This is a genomic window from Kitasatospora sp. CB02891 (genome assembly GCF_002803145.1).
Taxonomy (GTDB): domain Bacteria; phylum Actinomycetota; class Actinomycetes; order Streptomycetales; family Streptomycetaceae; genus Kitasatospora; species Kitasatospora griseola.
The window spans coordinates 23,682-40,819 of sequence record NZ_NNBO01000012.1 but is presented as its reverse complement, the minus strand read 5'-3'; the positions used below and the strand labels follow the sequence as shown (position 1 = coordinate 40,819).

The 17,138-nt window shown below is 73.3% G+C and carries 16 protein-coding genes and 2 pseudogenes; 7 read left to right on the top strand and 11 right to left on the bottom strand.

Translation table 11 applies throughout. The annotated features are described in order from the left end of the window. Positions 1-72: 72 nt before the first annotated feature. Positions 73-1,167 (bottom strand): PP2C family protein-serine/threonine phosphatase, encoded by a 1,095-nt coding sequence (locus CG736_RS24680; RefSeq protein ID WP_100588374.1) that lies wholly within the window; start codon positions 1,165-1,167, stop codon positions 73-75. 116 nt (positions 1,168-1,283) lie between these two features. Here CG736_RS24680 and CG736_RS24675 point away from each other — a divergent pair, with 116 nt between their 5' ends. Together CG736_RS24675 and CG736_RS24670 are read left to right on the top strand one after the other, a co-directional pair. Continuing rightward, complete coding sequence (locus tag CG736_RS24675) at positions 1,284-1,745, top strand: PaaI family thioesterase (RefSeq protein WP_100588373.1); 462 nt, start codon at positions 1,284-1,286, stop codon at positions 1,743-1,745. Between the two features lie 126 nt (positions 1,746-1,871). Then, positions 1,872-2,765, top strand: coding sequence for an SGNH/GDSL hydrolase family protein (locus CG736_RS24670; RefSeq protein WP_100588372.1), 894 nt, complete (start codon positions 1,872-1,874; stop codon positions 2,763-2,765). A 97-nt stretch (positions 2,766-2,862) separates the two neighbouring features. On the opposite strand, the gene CG736_RS24665 is transcribed toward CG736_RS24670, so the two are convergent. Next, positions 2,863-3,282 (bottom strand): CBS domain-containing protein, encoded by a 420-nt coding sequence (locus CG736_RS24665; RefSeq protein WP_100588371.1) that lies wholly within the window; start codon positions 3,280-3,282, stop codon positions 2,863-2,865. Positions 3,283-3,403: 121 nt separating this feature from the next. After that, a complete protein-coding gene (locus tag CG736_RS24660; protein ID WP_198520598.1) occupies positions 3,404-4,408 on the bottom strand; it encodes a slipin family protein in 1,005 nt (334 codons plus the stop codon). Between the two features lie 145 nt (positions 4,409-4,553). Here CG736_RS24660 and CG736_RS24655 point away from each other — a divergent pair, with 145 nt between their 5' ends. Then, entirely contained in the window at positions 4,554-5,318 is a 765-nt protein-coding gene (locus CG736_RS24655) for a uracil-DNA glycosylase (RefSeq protein ID WP_100588370.1), read from the top strand. Positions 5,319-5,323: 5 nt separating this feature from the next. Here the strand turns inward: CG736_RS24655 and CG736_RS24650 are convergent, their stop codons facing one another. Continuing rightward, the gene (locus tag CG736_RS24650; RefSeq protein ID WP_157815715.1) at positions 5,324-6,136 is read right to left on the bottom strand and encodes a hypothetical protein; all 813 of its coding nucleotides are present in this window, start codon (positions 6,134-6,136) and stop codon (positions 5,324-5,326) included. A 214-nt stretch (positions 6,137-6,350) separates the two neighbouring features. Here CG736_RS24650 and CG736_RS24645 point away from each other — a divergent pair, with 214 nt between their 5' ends. Continuing rightward, positions 6,351-7,157 carry an NAD(P)-dependent oxidoreductase gene (locus CG736_RS24645; RefSeq protein ID WP_100588368.1) on the top strand — a complete coding sequence of 269 codons (807 nt, stop codon included), beginning with the start codon at positions 6,351-6,353 and terminating at the stop codon, positions 7,155-7,157. Between the two features lie 7 nt (positions 7,158-7,164). On the opposite strand, the gene CG736_RS24640 is transcribed toward CG736_RS24645, so the two are convergent. Continuing rightward, positions 7,165-8,022, bottom strand: coding sequence for a CHAD domain-containing protein (locus CG736_RS24640; RefSeq protein WP_157815714.1), 858 nt, complete (start codon positions 8,020-8,022; stop codon positions 7,165-7,167). A gap of 184 nt (positions 8,023-8,206) precedes the next feature. Here CG736_RS24640 and CG736_RS24635 point away from each other — a divergent pair, with 184 nt between their 5' ends. Continuing rightward, positions 8,207-8,971, top strand: a complete 765-nt coding sequence (locus tag CG736_RS24635) for a transglutaminase domain-containing protein (protein ID WP_100588366.1) — start codon at positions 8,207-8,209, stop codon at positions 8,969-8,971. Between the two features lie 489 nt (positions 8,972-9,460). On the opposite strand, the gene CG736_RS24630 is transcribed toward CG736_RS24635, so the two are convergent. Then, positions 9,461-10,081: a TetR/AcrR family transcriptional regulator gene (locus CG736_RS24630; RefSeq protein WP_100588365.1), complete on the bottom strand. Its 621-nt coding sequence runs from the start codon at positions 10,079-10,081 to the stop codon at positions 9,461-9,463. Between the two features lie 90 nt (positions 10,082-10,171). Between CG736_RS24630 and CG736_RS24625 the strand changes: the two genes are divergently transcribed. Continuing rightward, the gene (locus tag CG736_RS24625) at positions 10,172-10,693 is read left to right on the top strand and encodes a DUF1453 domain-containing protein (RefSeq protein WP_232734152.1); all 522 of its coding nucleotides are present in this window, start codon (positions 10,172-10,174) and stop codon (positions 10,691-10,693) included. 449 nt (positions 10,694-11,142) lie between these two features. Beyond that, positions 11,143-11,838, top strand: a pseudogene (locus tag CG736_RS39005) (cytochrome P450); the annotation flags it as partial. A 285-nt stretch (positions 11,839-12,123) separates the two neighbouring features. Here CG736_RS39005 and CG736_RS37980 read toward each other — a convergent pair. The 5 genes and pseudogenes from CG736_RS37980 to CG736_RS24595 all read right to left on the bottom strand — a co-directional run bounded on the left by CG736_RS37980 (position 12,124) and on the right by CG736_RS24595 (position 17,079). Beyond that, on the bottom strand, positions 12,124-13,401 hold the full coding sequence (locus tag CG736_RS37980; protein WP_157815713.1) for a WD40 repeat domain-containing protein: 1,278 nt from the start codon (positions 13,399-13,401) through the stop codon (positions 12,124-12,126). Positions 13,402-13,446: 45 nt separating this feature from the next. Continuing rightward, a pseudogene (locus tag CG736_RS24615) lies at positions 13,447-14,557 on the bottom strand (IS630 family transposase). A 423-nt stretch (positions 14,558-14,980) separates the two neighbouring features. Next, a complete protein-coding gene (locus CG736_RS24610; RefSeq protein ID WP_100588362.1) occupies positions 14,981-15,343 on the bottom strand; it encodes a DUF6191 domain-containing protein in 363 nt (120 codons plus the stop codon). Between the two features lie 88 nt (positions 15,344-15,431). Beyond that, positions 15,432-16,550, bottom strand: a complete 1,119-nt coding sequence (locus tag CG736_RS24605) for a hypothetical protein (RefSeq protein ID WP_232734151.1) — start codon at positions 16,548-16,550, stop codon at positions 15,432-15,434. Between the two features lie 277 nt (positions 16,551-16,827). After that, positions 16,828-17,079, bottom strand: a complete 252-nt coding sequence (locus tag CG736_RS24595) for a hypothetical protein (protein WP_100588361.1) — start codon at positions 17,077-17,079, stop codon at positions 16,828-16,830. Positions 17,080-17,138: the final 59 nt, after the last annotated feature.

Below are 17,138 nucleotides of genomic sequence, written 5' to 3'. Positions count from 1 at the left end.
GGAGGCTCCGCCCACGGCCGCCCGTCGGACGCGCCCCGCCGGCGCGAGTGCGGTCGGCCCGGGCTGCGCGCGTCAGGCCTCGCGGCCGACGGCGACCAGCGCTGCGTCGTCCGGCAGCCGGCCGCCGACGTGGGCGAGCAGGTCGCGGCGGAGGCGGTCGAGGAAGTCCCGGGGCGAGGCGGCGGGGGTGAGCTGGGCGGCGCGGGCGGGCAGGGGGTAGAAGACGGCGTCGCGGTCGCGGGCCTCGGTGACGCCGTCGGTGTAGAGCAGCAGGGTGCTGCCGGGCGGGAAGGCGAACTCCTCGGTGCGGCGCTCGACGGGGGCGAGGTCGCCCATGCCCAGCGGGGGTCCGGAGCGGGGCAGCGGGAGCAGGTGGGCGCCGCCGTCGGGGGTGAGCAGCAGGGGCGGCGGGTGTCCGCAGTCCGCGAGCCGGATCACGGGGTGGTCGTCGGGCAGGTCGAGCACCAGCGCGGTGGCGAAGTTCTCCCGGATGTCCTGGCCGGCGTCGGCGATCTCGGCGAGGTGGCGCTGGTAGGAGGCCTCCAGGGCGTCGGCCAGGCGGGCCGGGTCCTCGTGCCGGTGGGCGAGTTCGCGGAACGCGCCGAGCAGCGCGGCGGCGTCGCCGACGGCGGCCAGGCCCTTGCCGCGGACGTCGCCGATCAGCAGCCGGGTGGCGGATCCGGTGCGTACGGCCGCGTACAGATCGCCGCCGACGTTCGCTTCGTCGTCGGCGGCGAGGTAGCGGGTGGCGATCCGCAGCGGGCCGGCGTGTTCGGGCAGCGGGCGCATCAGGACGCCCTGGACGGCGTCGGAGACGGTGCGGACCTGGGTGAGTTCGCGCCCGTGGCGTTCGCGGACCCGGCAGAAGGTGACGATGAGGACGGTGACCAGCGCGAGCGCGCCGATCTGGGCCTGGTGGTTGGGGGTGAACAGGCCGCCGTGGAGCTGGGCGATGAGGATCTGCGCGACCAGCGCGAGGGCGCCGACCAGGGCGGTCAGGCGGGCGCCCGCGAACGACGCGGTGATCGCGGGGGCGACCACCAGGAGCGGGCCGAGGTGGATGTCCGGGGAGATCAGAATGTCGGTGACGGAGATCAGCACGATCAGGCCGAGCGGCAGCAGCACCATCAGGTGTTCGGTGCGCCAATCGCTCCGCAGTTCCGCCATACTCCGCCGCACTCCCACCCCACCACCATGCCTCGCGCAGGGTCCGTCCACGACCCGGTGGACGCTCCGCGCCCGGGGTATGGCCGTGCGTCACGGGCGGCCTCTACGATCACGCCATGACGACCTCCCCGAACGCCGTACCCGCCGGCGCCGCTCCCGCGAAGGGCCTGTCGCCCGCCGAGGGCGACCTGATCCTCGCCGACCGCTTCGCGCCGTGGGTGCAGGCGCTGGGGCTGACGGTGGTGGAGGCCGGGGAGCGGCACGCGGTGCTGCGGCTGCCCTGGTCGGACCAGCTGGCCCGGGACGGCGGCGGCCTGTCCGGGCAGGCGATGATGGCGGCCGCCGACACCGCGACGGTCGTCGCGGTGTCCTCCGCGCTGGGCGGCTTCGCGCCGATGACCACCGTCCAGCAGTCGATCACCTTCCAGCGCGCGGCCCGCGACACCGATCTGCTGGTGACGGCGCGGCTGACCAAGCTGGGCCGGCGCATCGCGTTCACGGAGATCACTCTCGCCACGCCGGACGCCCCGGACGACCCGGTCGCGCACGCCACCACCGTCTACGCCTTCCCGGGCTGAGCACCACGTCCGCCGGCCCCGCCGGAACCGGCGGACGGGGTGTGTGCACGCCTCTGTTCCCGAGGGCCTACCGGGCAGTAGCCTCCTCTGATCCGTCTGATCGCGATCATTCGCCCTGGAGGCCCCATGCGCCCGATCCCCCGCCGCCGCACGCTCGTTGCGACCGCTCTCGCCGCTCTGACGCTCGCCGGCGCGGCGGCCGTTCCGGCTTCGGCGGCGCCGGGCGGGCAGCACGCCACCGCGTACTACCTGGCGGTCGGCGACTCGCTGGCGGCCGGCTACCAGTCCACGCCGACCGGTGGCCACATCGTGGGGCGCGGCTACGCCCAGGACCTGGCGCGGACGCTGGGCGAGCGGGCGGCGGACGACCGCCGGCCGTTCGAGTTCACCGACCTGGGCTGCCCGGGCGAGACCACCGGCACCATGGCGAACGGCGGCTGCCCGTACCCGCACTCCTTCGGCGGCTCCCAACTGGAGGCGGCGGTCGCCTACTTGAAGGCGCACTGGAAGGACGAGGTGCTGGTCACCATCGACATCGGCGCCAACGACGTGCAGCGCTGCGCGGCGGGCGGCTCGCTGGACCTGCCGTGCGCGCTGAACGGCATCGAGCAGGTCCGCACCGGGCTGGACCGGATCCTCGGCGAGCTGCAGGCGGCGGCAGGCCCGCACACCCGGATCGTCGGCATGAACCTGTACGACCCGTTCCTGGCCGCCTGGATGACGGGCGACCGGGGCAAGGCGATGGCCACCGCGTCGGTGCCGCTGGCGAACACGCTGAACTCGGTGATCGAGACGGTGGACGCCCGTCACCGCGTCCCGACCGCCGACGTGGCGCGGGCGTTCGACACGAACTCCTTCGCGCCGCTGGTGCCGCTGGGCGGTCAGCAGGTGCCGCTGAACGTGGCCCGGGTCATGCAGTGGACCAACATGGCGCGCGGCGACATCCACGCCAACGACGCGGGCTACCAGGTGATCGCGGACGCGTTCCTCGCCAAGCTGCCCAAGCAGTACCTGCACTGACGTACCGTCACCTCGCCGCCGCCCCGCGTCCCGACGCCGGCCGGGAACCGGGGTGCGGCGGACTGCCGATCCGCAGAGCTCCGAGGGCTCAGCGGGCTCAGCGGGTGATGGCGGTGACGAACTCCGCCAGCCGCTCCTGCGGCAGGTGCCGGGCGATGTCGGCCTCGCTGATCATGCCGACGAGCTGGTGGTCGGGATGGTTGATCACCGGCAGCCGACGCACCCGGTGGTCCTCCATCACCTCCAGCACCAGGCTCGCGTCCTCGTCCTCCTCGATCACCATCGGGCGGCCGAGGGCGAGTTCGAGGCACTTGACGCCGCTGGGGTCGCGTCCGTCGGCGACGCACCTGAGCACGATGTCCCGGTCGGTGACGATGCCCAGCAGTTTCATGTTCTCGTCGCAGATCGGCAGCGCGCCGACGTCGCGTTCGCGCATGATCCGGGCGGCGTCGGCGAGGGTCTGTTCGCCGGTGACGCACTGCGCTCCCGGGTGCATGATCTCTTTCGCGGTGGTCATGGCCGGACCTCCCGAGCTGGTTGTGTCCACTGGCCGTCTTCCATGCTGGCCCTGTCGGCGGACCGCCCGCCACCGCTGGCCGCACCCGCCCGCCGCGCGGCCACCCGCCCCGCCCGGCCGGTCACGCCGCGTGCCGCGGAGCCGCGTCCGGCGGAGCGGCGCCCGGCGGCGTCACGCCCCGCGGTGGGACGCCCCGTGGCGCGGCATGGCGCGGTGTCACGCCCAACGGGCGCTCCGGCGGCCCGACTTCGACGGCCGGAGCGACCTGTGGCAGCTCCAGCTGCTCGACGTCCGGCGCCGGCTCGACGTCCTCCTCGGTCTCGGCGAGCTGCGCCGCGACCTCGGTGGCCTCGACGGCCTGCGCGGCGTTGCGCTCGGTGGAGCTCTCCAGAAAACGCAGCAGCTCCACCGGGAACGGCAGCACCAGGGTGGAGTTCTTCTCCGCGGCGACCTCCACCACGGTCTGCAGCAGCCGCAGTTGCAGCGCGGCCGGGGTCGCGGACATCACCTTCGCGGCCTCCGACAGGCGCGCGGACGCCTGGAACTCGCCGTCGGCGGTGATGATCCGGGCCCGCCGCTCCCGGTCCGCCTCGGCCTGCCGGGCCATCGAGCGCTTCATCGACTCGGGCAGCGCCACGTCCTTGATCTCGACCCGGTCGATCTGGACGCCCCAACCCAGTGCTGGGCTGTCCAGCATCAGCTCCAGGCCCTGGTTGATCGGCTCGCGGTTGGCCAGCAGGTCGTCCAGTTCGCTCTTGCCGATGATCGACCGCAGTGAGGTCTGCGCGACCTGCGACATCGCGAAGTTGTAGTCCTGCACGTTGATGATCGCCTTCACCGGGTCGACCACCTTGAAGTACACCACCGCATCGACCCGGACGGTCACGTTGTCCCGGGTGATGCCTTCCTGCGCGGGCACCGGCATCGTGACGATCTGCACGTTCACCCGGCGCAGCCGGTCGGCGATCGGCACGATCCGCACCAGCCCCGGCGTCCGTATCTCGTCCAGCACCCGGCCGAACCGGAACACCACCCCGAGCTGGTACTGCTGAACCATGCGCACGCTCAGCCCGGCGAGCAGCGCCAGCAGCAGCACCAGCGCAATCACCACGTCGACCACGATCATCGCCGTCACCTCGACCCGTACGGCAGGCAGACTCGTACTTGCACGCTACTCCGCAGCGGCGGCGGCGACGCGAAACGGAAAGCGCTTTCCGGTTGCGAATCGCCGCTCCGCCGTCCGACCGGTGCGCGCCCGTAGGATCGAGCCCATGGAACTGCCCTCGGCGCTGGTCGAACGGGTCCACGGGCTGGCCGAGCTGGACGACTTGGTGGTCGGCTGCCGGGCCTGTCCGCGGCTGGTCGCGTGGCGGGAGGAGGCGGCCCGGGTCAAGCGCCGGGCGTTCCAGGGCCAGGACTACTGGGCGCGCCCGATCCCCGGTTTCGGGCCGGCCGACGCCCGCCTGGTGCTGGTCGGACTCGCCCCCGCCGCACACGGCGGGAACCGCACCGGCCGGATCTTCACCGGCGACCCGTCCGGCGATCTGCTGTACGCCTCGCTGCACCGGCTCGGCCTGGCCTCCCAGCCGCACTCCACCTGGCGGAACGACGGCCTCGAACTGTTCGGCGTGCGGATCACCGACCCGGTCCGCTGCGCCCCGCCGGAGAACAGGCCGACCAACGCGGAGCGCGACACCTGCCGCCCCTGGATCGTCCGGGAGTTCGAGTACCTGCGCCCGACCGTGCGCGCCGTGGTCGCCCTCGGCGGCTTCGCCTGGCAGGCGGTCCTCCCGGCCCTCGGCGCAGCGGGCTGGCAGATCCCCCGCCCACGGCCGAGGTTCGGCCACGGCGCGCACGCCGCCCTCCCCGCCACCGACGACGGCCCCGCCCTGCACCTGTACGGCTGCTTCCACGTCAGCCCGCGCAACACCTACACCGGTCGACTCACCCCCGCCATGGTGGACGACCTCCTCCGCACCGCCGCCGCCACGGCAGGCCTGAACCCGACCGGCCCTCCTGACGACCCGTCGGGTTGAGAATCTCAGCGCCCCTGACGATCGATCAGCAGACGCCCGAGTCCGCGCACCAGCCGGTCGAACGCGCCACGCAAGGCCTCGGGCCGGATCGCGAGCGCCGGACACAGCCAGGGCGTGGCGGCGGCGAACACGGCCAGCGGCCAGCCGAGCCCCGGCGACGGCAGGGCCAGCCTCACGTAGCCGGCGGCGCCGACTCCCGCGATCAGCAGCGCGAACGCGGGCAGGTGCACGCCGGGGCGGTAGCGGTGCCAGGCATGCACGTTCTCCCGGTGGTCGACCAGGATGATCGGCGTGAAGAGCAGGCCGAACCCGTCCACTGTCGTCCCGCGATCGACGTGGACGCCCAACTCCGCTGCGGCCGGCGCAAATCGGACGCCGATCAACTCACCGGCGTCCGGCCTGCCACAGGTCTCCGCCGGAATGGTGACGGTCTGCCGGCCGCTCTCGTACGGCACCTCCAACTCGACGGTGGCGCGGTAGACCTGACGATGATTCACCCACTCGAGCGCCTCCGACCCGGAACGCACCGCGACGATCGCCGGCTTCCGCTCCACCCCGTCGGCCTGCACGATCCGCCGCAACCGCCGCCCCTCGGCCTCGTCCGGCCCGTTCGCCTGCGCCGGCGCCGCGACGGAAGCGCGCACCATGCCCACCCCGACCACTCCGGCCAACAACCCGGACGGACGCCGCACTTCCTTGCGTACCTCGGCACGCCGCCGATCGACCACCGCCGCCACCAGCCAGCCGACCGCGCACACCACAGCAACCAGCACGGGCAGCACCCGCTCGACATCCCCGACCCGCTGCCACGACGGCACCAACGCCACCGCCAACCCGCGCCCGGCCGCCCCCAACCGCGCACCATCGCCTGCCCCCCATCGACGTATTGCCGTGCGCTGAACCACGCCCGTGGAACATGATCAAGCGACCGGGTGGGCCGTAGGGCGAGTGGGCGCGACGACAGGGGCTCTAGCCACTTGATCGGCCGGAGCCCCCGTGATCAGAATGGGGGGCGAGCTACTCCGGGGAGGCATGATGCAGCTGGGCACGGTGGCGCTGACGGGTGCGGCGGGGAACATCGGATCCGTGGTGCGCAAGGCGCTTCGGGACGAAGCGTCTCGGCTGATCCTGGTAGACCGGGTGCCGCTGCGCCCGGAGGCCGACAACGAGGAGGCGCGCGTCGTCGACCTGCGTGACGCGGCCGCCGTGGAGTCGGCTCTCGCCGGGGCCGATCGGGTGCTCCACCTGGGCGGGGTGCCGGACGAGGCGCCGCTTCCGGAGCTGCTCGACGTGAACGTGCTCGGGACCCACAACGTGCTGGAGGCGGCGCGGCGCGGCGGCATCGACCGGGTGGTGCTGGCCAGCAGCAACCGGGTGACGGGCTTCCATCCGGTCGAGCACCTCACCGACCCGCAGGATCCGGTGCGGCCCGACGGTCTGTACGGTGTGAGCAAGGCGGCCGTCGAGGCTCTCGGGCGGCTCTACGCCGACAAGTTCGGGCTGTCGGTCATCTGCCTGCGCATCGGCAGCTTCGAGCCGGCCCCGACCGAGCCCCGCTATCTGGCGACCTGGCTCAGCCCGCGCGACGCGATCGGGTTCCTGCTCGCCTCCCTGGCCGCCCCGCCCACCGTCCGTTTCGCCACGGCGTACGCCGTCTCCGCCAACTCCCGCCGTTTCTGGCAGCTTCCCGACCCGGCGGTGATCGACTACCTCCCCGTGGACAACGCCGAGGCCTACGCCGCGACCGTCCCCGGCGCCGAACACCCGGCCGCCCCGGGCTCCCCGCAGGCCGGCCCCTACGCCCTGCCCGAGTTCACCCTCCGCCACCTCACGCCCTGACGGCGAGTCAGCGAATCCGCTTCGGACGGCGCGCCGCCCGCTCCCACGCGCCCGGCAGCAACTCCCGTGCGAACGCCGCCTCTCCCACCTGCCGCCCGAACAGCACGCCGTACCCGAACCCGCCGTCCGACAGCCCGCGGACGGCCTCGCGGGCGACGATCGCGTCCTGGTGCCGGCCGAGGACGTCCTGCAGGGCGCGCATCCGGCGGGTGAAGCCGCGGGCGGGACGGCCGGCGGTCTCGCCGGCGTAGCGGGCGCGTTTCGCGGCTTTGCGGGCGTCGTGCAGGGCGTGTTCGCGGGCCGGGCCCTCGGGCGTGTGTTCGGCGGCGGCGAGGCGTTCGGCGGTGCGGCGGTGTTCGTGGCGCAGGAGGCGGGTGAGTTCCGGGCCGGCGGGCTTGGTCGCGCGGGCGCTGAGCGGGGGGTTCTCGGCGAGCGCGGTGAGGGCGGTCAGCAGGTCACGGAAGCGTTGGCTGTCGAGTGCGGCCAGGGCGGCGGTGCGGGCCTCGTGGGTCTCCCGGCTGTTCCAGGTGGCGAGTTCGGCGAGGACGCGTTCGCGGTCGCCGCCGCCGGGGAGCTCGCGGGCCTGGGTGAGCAGGCGTTCGCCGAGCACTTCGGCGTCGCGGGCGCGACCGAGACTCCGGCCGAGCCGGCGCAGCTCGTCCTCCAGCCCCGTGTGGTCGCCGGCCAGGTGGCGGCGGTGGGTGCGCAGGGCGCTGCGCAGCCGGCGGGCGGCGATGCGCATCTGGTGGACGGCGTCGGGGCGGTCGGCGCGGACGTCGGGTTCGAGGGCGACGAGCCGTGCGGTCTGCTCGCGCAGGCGTGCGGTGAGGACGTCCCCCGCGCTGCCGTCGATCCGGTGTGCCACGTTCGCCACGTCCTTCCGTGCTGTTCAGGGTAGGCCGGTGGCGGCGGGTTCGGGCGGAGCGCCGCGCCGGGCGGGCCGACGGGGTGTCAAGTCCTGGGCAGGCGCTCGGCCATCCCGCCTTGAACGTGTTCAAATTCCCTGGCAGGCTGTCTCTGGACACCAGGCGGGACGGACGGAGACAGCCATGACGAGCACACTGCTGATGCCGCGCGGGCACGGGCGCCGGAGCGTGGCCGTCCCTGCGACGACCTCCGGGAGCACCGCGCCGACCCGGATCCTCGACCTGACCCACCCCCGGGTCCGCGCCGCCGTCGACGCCCTTGGAGCGCCCCCGTCCACCGCCACGACGGTAGAGGCGCTGCGCCGGGCGCACCACTGGATCGCCACCGAGGTCCGCCCGGTGTACTCGATCGACGAGGCCCGACCGGTCTCGGAGGTGCTGCGCACCGGCCGGGGCTCGTGCAGTCAGCGCATGGCCGCGCTGGAGGCGGTGGCCCGCAGTTGGGGCGTCCCGACCCGGGTGCGCGGCCTGGTCGTGGACGGCGCCTTCTGGTACCCGCGCTTCCCCCGCCTGCGCGCCTTGGTCCCGGCCCAAGTGGTGCTCGCCTGGCCGGAGTTCCACCTCCCCGGACGCACCCCGGACGACCCCTGGCTGCCCATCTCCGACCTGTTCGCCGACACCCCGACCGCCGGCACGGGCACGCCCTTCACCAACTCCGGCCCGGAGACCCTCTTCGAGGCACTCTCCCGCACGGCGATCGACTGGGACGCCACCCGCTCCACCTGCCCCACCACCGCCGGCCCCTGCGACCTGTCCGCCCACATCCGCGCCGACCTCGGCCACTTCGACTCCCGCGACACCCTCTTCACCCGCCACGGCCAAACCCTCTGCCCGGCCGCCCGCCTCCTCGCCGAACCCGTCCTCTCCCACCGCGCCGCCGGCCTCTGACCCTCCCCAGCACGCCACCCCGATCAGGACCGCGGCACAGCCAGGCTGTCGAGGTAGCGGCACAGCACGGCACACTGCCCGGGCAGGCCGGCCTCCGCCCACTCACCACGCCCACCCCCACCGCACCAGCCAGCACCCCACCCCTGGGTCAAGACCGCTGCACAGCCGGGCCACCGAGGTGCCGGCACAGCACGACACAGAACCCTCCGGGCCGACCTCCGACACCCACCAAACCCATCCCCACCCACCGCACCACTCCCGTTGGCTCCCCGCCGCAGATCAATGCCGCAGCACAGGCAGACCGTAGAGCTGACGACGCAGCACCCGTACGCAGAGCCCACCCGGACCGACCTCCGCCAGCCGCCCCTTTCCCTTGTCGTCGCCCGCGCTGCGACGGCCAGTCTCGCGCTACAGCCAAACTGTCGAGACGGCGGCGCAGCGCGACACACAGCCCACCGGGCCGCCTTCCGCCCCCTCCTATCCCCGCAGTCAGTCTCGCGCCACCGCCAAGCTGTCGAGATGGTGCCGCAGCACCGCACACAGCTCGTCCGGACCGACCAGGAGGGGGTGTTGGACGGCCTGGAGGGTGAGACCGTCGAGGAGGGCGGAGAGGCGGCGGGTTTCGACGGTGAGGTCGAGGCCGGGGGTGAGGGCGCCGGCCCGGTCGGTCTCCAGCAGGACGCGGTGGACGAGTTCGTCGAGGCCGGCCTGCATCTTCGCGAGGCGGCTGCGCAGTTCGGGGCGGGTGCGGGCGGCGGTGACGAAGGACAGCCAGACGCCGGCCTCCTCGCGGCGCTCGGCGTCCAACGGAAGCGTCTCGGCGAGGAGTTGCAGCGTTCGTTCGCGCCGGTCGCCGGTCGCGGCGGGGTCGAGCAGGGCGGCCGCGTGGGTGCGGATCCGGGCTTCGATGCGGCGGGCCAGCTCCCCCATCGCAAAGATCATCAGCTCGGAGCTGCCGGCGAAGTAGTGCCGCACCGAACCGATCGCCAGGCCGGCCTCGTCGGCGACGTTGCGCAGCGAGGCGTGTTCGAGCCCTTCCCTGGCCGCAACGCGCAGGACCGCGTCGGCGACGGCCTGGCGACGTTCCACAGGATCCACGATCTTCGGCATGTTGCCGTTATAGCACGGGCGGGCTAAATTCTTTTTTGGCACAGTCGAGCCAAAAAACCCCAGGGGGGGAGCAGCACAATGCACGGATGGATGGGCGCAGCCCTGGTCGCAGTGGTGATCGTGGTGGTGGTGGTGCGGCGGCTGCGCGGCGAACCGCTCAACGCCCGGGACCTGTTCGGGCCGCCGGTGGTCCTCACGGCGCTCGGCGTGTGGGCGCTCTGGCAGCGTCACGACCTGCACCACGACCTGGGCCCGGGCGACTACGTCTGGATCGCGGCGGGCGCCGCTCTCGGTGTCGCGACGGGCGCCCTGCGCGGCGCCACCGTCCGGGTTGAGCCGCGCGGGGGCGTGCTCTGGCAGCGATACACCGGGTGGACGTTCCTGGTGGCGGCGCTCTCGCTGGGGGTGATGGTCGCATTCTCGTTCCTCGCCGAGCACGCCGGGCTGCCCGCCGATGCCCGCCCGACCCAACTGTCCATCGGCGTCGGCTTCCTGGGCGAGGCCCTGGTGGTCGGGTGGCGCGGCCTCGCCTCCGGCGCCCCGTTCGCACCGGAGCGCCGCGGCCTGTCCGCGCTGCTCGGCTCCGACCGCTACCGCCGCCAACAACGCTGACGTGGCGTCAACTCAGTTCCCCACCACCGAAACCGAGAAAACACGCCCCGAACCGCGGCCCGCGCGTCGCGAGCCGTCGCCGACCCGCGCTGCCTACCGTGGAGGGATGGCCGACGTCGCCGCAGCCTCCGATCTGCACCGCTGCCGGCGCACCGGACGCCCTGCCGCTGCTCGGCCACGGGCACCGGCTGCTGCGCGCGGGTCGGCCGGGTACCTGTCCTCGCTGCATGTGCACGGCGATCTGGTGGCAGTGCGGATGGGGGCCGACGACCACACTCAGGTGCCTTGCCATCCGGACCTGTTGAACCAGGTGCTGGCCGATCACCGGCCGTTCGACAAGGGCGGGTGGTCTACGACCGGGCCCGGGACGCAGCGGGCAACGGCCTGGTCACCTGCGGCTGGTCCAGTCCGCCTTCCGCCGACCGCAGTCGGCCGGGCACGCGCGCGCCATGCAGGCCGAGATCGCGTCAGCCACCGGCGACTGGCGGCCCGGCCGGGCGATCAACGCGTTCCCCGCCTTCTACGGCATCGCCCTGCGCACCCTTGGCCGGACGCTCTGCTCCACGACGATCGACGCGGACTCGGCCCGCGACGCGGACTCGGCGCGCGACGGTCAGCAGACCTTCGACAGCGTGCTGAACGGACTGTTCCGGCAGATGATCCTGCCCGCGCCGGTCCGCCGCCTGCCGCTGCCGGGGAACCGGCGCTGCCACCGGACGCTGGCCCAACTGCACGACACCACCACCGAATTGGTCGCCGCCCACCTCCACTTCGCCCGACCTGCTGGCCGCGCTGCTCGCCGCCCGCGACGACGACGGGGTCCGGCTCGGCGACGCCGAGGTGCACGACCAGGTGATCACCCCGTCGCGGCCGGTCCCGAGACCGTCGCAGCCACCCTCACCTGGGCGCGGTGGCGGCTGCCCCGGCGGCCGGCGGCGGCCGAGCAGGTGCGGACCGAGCTCGCGGAGGCGCTGCCGGACGGGCGCGCCCTGGGCTGGGCGGACCTGCCGAAGCCGGGTTCCGTCGACCGGGTGGTCCCGGAGACCCTGCGTCTGCACCCGCCGGGCCGGCTGTTCACCCGGGTGACCACCGCGCCCGCCGTGCCGGCGGGCCGGACCTTCCCAGCGGGCACCACGCTGGTGGTCTCCCCGGCGGCGGTGTCCCGACATCCGGCCGCGTACCTGGCGCCGGCCCGGTTCGACCTGGACTGCCGGGAGGCCGGAGCGCGGCACCCCGGCCGCCCGGCAGGCGTTCCTGGCGTTCGGTACGGGCTCCACAGGGTGCGCTGGCGACCTGTTCGCCCGCACCGAGTGGGTGTTGGCGCTAGTTGCTCTGACCGCATAGGTTCGCCGGGTTGCGCAGCCGCCGGCTGCGTTTTGTCCTCGTCGCCAGGGCGGAACCAGCAACCGTCCGGTCACAGCACCGACGGCTCACGGCCCAGTAGGGTCAGGGTCGGCATGCAGGGACAGGACCGCGACGTCGCCGCCGAAGCCCACCACGAGCGAGCCTTCCGGGGTCACGGTCAGCGCATGGACTGGCGCGGGAAACACCAGCTCCCGGCCGATCTGCCGCCCGGCGGCCAGCTCCCACAGGCACACCGTTCCATCCGAACCACCGGTGACGACCCGGAGTTCTCCACCGATCACCGCGGTCACCACCGCGGACACGGTGCCTTCGTGGCCGACCAGCCTGCCGACTTCCCGTCCCATGACCAGGTCCCACACGCGCACGGTGGCGTCGTAACCTGCCGTGATCGCGTGGGCTCTGCCGCCGACGACCGCTGTCGCGACCGCCCACGCCTCGCCGTCGTGGCCCGGCAGGGGCTCCCCGACCGGTTGTCCGGTGGTCAGGTCCCACTGCCAGACCTTGCCACCGCTCATACAGCCCACCGCATGGGGCCTGTCATCGATCACCAGCGTGTCGATGGCCATCAGGAAGTCGTCGTGTCCGGTGAGTTCGCCGACCTGTTCCCCACTGGCCAGATCCCAGACCCGCACGGACACGTCGTCGTCGCTGGCGAGTGCACACGGTCGCCCCTGGACGACAGCCGTGCCCAGACACCACACCTCACCGTTGATCCCCGGCAGCTCGCCCGTCTGCCGGCGGGTGGCCAGGTCCCACGCGAGTACCGCCCAGTCGCCGGCCGTGACGACGCACGGCCGACCGTCCACGACCTCCGTCGCCACCGCCCACACTCTGCCGTTGAAGTCGCTCATCGGCCCGCCGACCGGTTGGCCAGTCTCAAGATTCCGCACCCGGACCGTCCGGTCCTTGCTGCCGGTGACCACGACGTGGCGGCCGTCCGAGAAGGTTGTCACCACCGCGTCAACACCGCCGGTGTGACCGGACGGGTTCATCTGGAAGTGCGGGTCACTCTGCGCGCCGGTGGACCACAGCACCTGCCACGGCTCGGTGTCGACATCCTTCACTGACACGGCGGCAATCCGTGCCGACAACTCCCGGTCCCCGTACCGAGCCGCGTCCAGGGCCAGCAGCTGCCGCCGCACCCACGACGGCACATCCCGGTGTACGTCCACCGACGCCCGGTAGACCGCAGCCATCAGTCGCGCATCGGAAGCCGCGTCGGAAGCCAGCAACGCCAGAACCCGCTCCGGATCGGCGTTCACCAGCCATGGCAGGTCCGTCCACCACCCTTCCGCCCCCGACGGATCCGAAGCCGAAGCGGTCATGTGAACGTCGTCACTCATGGCCGGAACTCTAGTGATGCGGCCGGACAGGTCCGCCAGGTTGGATCAAGCTGCGCTCTTGAGAGGCCGTCCGCCCCGGCGGATGCCTTTCTCGCATCGGATGCGGGCGCGTTCCTTGCATTCGGCGGCCAGGACGTCGCGGTGGCCGGCGTCGGCGTTGCGCCAGCGCCGGTAAGCGTGCAGGGCACGGTGTGGTTGGGGTGGTTGGAGTTGGCGATGGTGAACCGCCTCAGCGGCCCGAAGTGCGCCTCGATCGGGTTGGCCCACGAGGCGTAGGTCGGGGTGAAGCACAACTCGACCTCGTTCTTCTTCGCCCAGCGGCGGATGTCGGCGCCTTTGTGAGCGGACAGGTTGCCGAGGATCACGTAGATCGGGGCGCCGTCGGGCCGTGCGGCGCGGATCGACTTCAGCGCGGCCAGCGTGTTCGCGGCACCCTTCTTGCGGTGGTTGATGCCCCAAAGGGTGTCGTCGCCGATTGAGTAGCAGCCGTGGAAGTAGCGCACCCCGTGGGTGTGGTGGAAGGTGGCGGGCAGCCGGTCGGGGTGTTTCCGGCGGGCCCAGCCGGAACCTGCGGCGGGCCGGATCCCGAGCGGGCCGCACTCGTCGAAGGCGAAGCCCCGGTCCGGGAAGCGGTCCAGGACCTCCTCGACTCGGTCCAGCTTCGCCTCTCGCTCGGGGTCCGGGGACTCCTTCCAGGTCCTTGTGCGCTGGAAGGTGACACCGCGGCGGGCGAGCAGGCAGCGTAATGCCTCGCGGCAGATGCGGATGACCCGGCCATGGACTTTCCGCAGGTAGGCGATGAGCTTGCGCAGTGACCAGCGAGTAAAGGGCTGACGGAGTTTGGTGGGGCGGGTGGTGGCCGTCCGGACGACGAAGTCCTCGTCGTCACGGTTGAGCAGGCGGGGCGGCCTCCCGCCCACCGAGGGTCCAGGCAGGCCGAGCCGATCTCGTTGAACCGGTGGATTACGTCACGGACGGTGTCCTCATCGGCCCGCACCAGCTGGGCGATCACTGGCACCCGGGTCCCGCCAGCCGAGGCCGGCAGCATCATCGCGCGCCGGTAGCGCACCGAACTCGTTTTGCCGCGGCGAACGATCTGCTGCAGTTTCCGCCCTTCCTGGTTGGTCAGTCTGCGCACACCGACAGGCTCGGCCACCGCGCCTCCAGCGGTCGGACCGGACGTCACCGCACATCCAACCGCCATGACGTCCAACGCGGCGAACCTATGCGGTCGGAGCACTGGCCACGCTGCTCTCCCGCCATCGACTCGTCCCGGAGCCGGACACCGGCCTGCTCCCCGTCCCGCCGGCCACGCTCGCCGTGCCCGCCGAGCCCGCCGTGCCCGCCGTGCCCGCCGCGAGACGGTGCTGCGCCCTGACGTCCGACCTGACCGCCGCCCAGGCGGCCGCCCCCGCACCTCGGCGACCACCGGGCCGGCCGTCAGTTCCCGGGGCCCCGGATCCCCGCCACGCTCGCCGTGCCCGCCGTGCCCGCCGCGAGACGGTGCTGCGCCCTGACGTCCGACCTGACCGCCGCCCAGGCGGCCGCCCCCGCACCTCAGCGACCACCGGGCCGGCCGTCAGTTCCCGGGGCCCCGGATCCCCGCCGTGCCCGCCGCGAGGTCGATCCCGGTGCGCGGGGGCGCGCCGTCGTGCTCGTCGTCGCGCAGCACCAGCTCGATCCGCCGCTGCTCCAGCTGCACCCGCTTGCCTGCGTACAGCAGCGCGTGCAGCTCCTCCCCCGCCTGCGCCCCGACCCCGCGTCCGGTCTCCGTCCGCCCGGCCCATCGCGTCGTCGCCCACCGTACCGTCGCCCACCGTGCCGTCGCCCGCCGCGCCGCCGAGGCCGCGAAGCCCAGCAGCACCAGCGCCGCCGGGAACACCAGGCTGCCCATCATCGCCACCACTGCCACCATGTCGGTCTCAACGCCCGCCCACACCATGGCAGTTCCCCGGTGGGCCCGAAGCAGCGCGCGGCCGCGGAACGCGTTCCAGGTCCGCGCGCCGGGGAAGCCGGTGGCCGCCGTCTGCTCAGTGCAGCAGGTCGAGCGAGTTGTCGGCGTCGTTGACGAAGTAGACCGCGTCGTGGTCGAGGTCCAGGGCGAGGCCGAAGAGTGCGCCCGCTCCGGCCGGTGAGCCCTCGTTGTTGATCTGCTTCGCCGCGACCTGCCGCCCGCCGGGGGTGGTCTCGACGATGAAGCCGTCCTGGCTGTTGACCGTCAGCAGGTCACCCCTGGATGTGACGGCCAGTCCCAGCGGGCCGTTGAGCCTGCCGCCGGAGGTGACGACCCGGCCGGTGCCGGCGCTGTCGGTGCGGGTGAGCGCGCGCGGGATGGCGGTGATCCGGTTGCCGACCGTGTCGGCCACGTAGAGCGTGTCGTCGCAGCCGAGGCCGACGCCGGTCGGGCCGATCACCAGTGCGGCGGGGTCGGTCCGCTCGGCGAAGCCGGAGCCGATCTCGGTGGTGGCGACCCGCTGCGGCGGCCGGTCGCCCCGGTCCTCCAGGGTGATCCGCAGGACGGTACCCCGGTCGACCTCCGCGCCGTTCGCGGCGACGGTGCCGTTGAGCACGTTGGTGACGAACAGTTCGCTGTGCCTGCCGCGGCTGACGGCGGTCATGTCCCACGGCCCGTTGATGCCGTCCCCGGCGATCGTCTCGCGGACCGTGCCGAACCGGTCGAGCACCAGCAGACAGCCGGCCTGCGCGGTGGCGGCGCTGCCGTCGGCGGTGGGCAGGCTGCCGACCACCACCCAGCCGCCGGGCAGCACCGTCAGCGCCGTGGTGAGGCCGACGCCCCCGGGGCAGGAGCCGGGCAGGTGAGCGGGGTCGATGGTGGCGAACGTCGTCCTGGTGCCGTCCGGGTCGATCTGCACCAGGGTGGTGCCGGTGCCCTGCAGGTTGGCGGAGTTGTTGAAGTTGCTGACCAGGACGTCGCCCCGGTGCAGGTTCCCGACGCTGTCCTCGATCGTGAACGTGCCGTACGGGTTCACGTCGCCGTTCTCCGGCACGGTGGACGCGACGGGTGTCACGGTGTGCAGCCGGTCCAGGAACGGCCGCGGGCGGACGGCCTGGTCGGGGGACGCGGCGGCGGTCAGGCCGACGGTCAGCGCGGCGATCGCCAACGCGCTCGAACATGCCCGAAGTCTCATGTACTGCCTCCTGAGGAGCGGGCCCGGCCGGCACAGCCGGCGGCCTCGGCCCGTGAACGTGCGCTGAATGCCCCCGACACGCCACGCTAGGCACGCCGCCCGGCGGGCCGCCTGCCGACTCCGCCAATTGACCGCCGAACCGGCCTCGGCACCGGCAGCCGACCGCCCTGCCTCGGCACCGACCGCCTACCTCCCGTCCCCGGCGCCGATGCCGGTTCCGCCGCCCCTGCCCCTGCCCCTGCCCCTGCCCCTGCCCCTGCCCCTGCCCCTGCCCGGTTCAACGCCCGCCCGGGCTGCGGGAGTTGCCCGTCCCGGCGGCCTTCCCCTCCAGTTCCGCGCAGGCCCGCACCACCTCGGCCCGGCCCTGGCGGGTGGTGCCGGCCAGGGCGCCCAGTACCCGCCGGGTGCGTTCCTGTTCGAGTCGGATCGCGGTGCGGTGGCGGATCCAAGCCCGGGCGACGGCCGCGGCCGTACTCGCCGCGCCCAGCACGGTCAGCACCACCGGATCACCGGTGTCGAACACTCCCATGGTCGGTCTCCCCGCTCGTGAGTCGGTGGCCGGACGGCCGGGTTCCAGGCTCTTGCGGG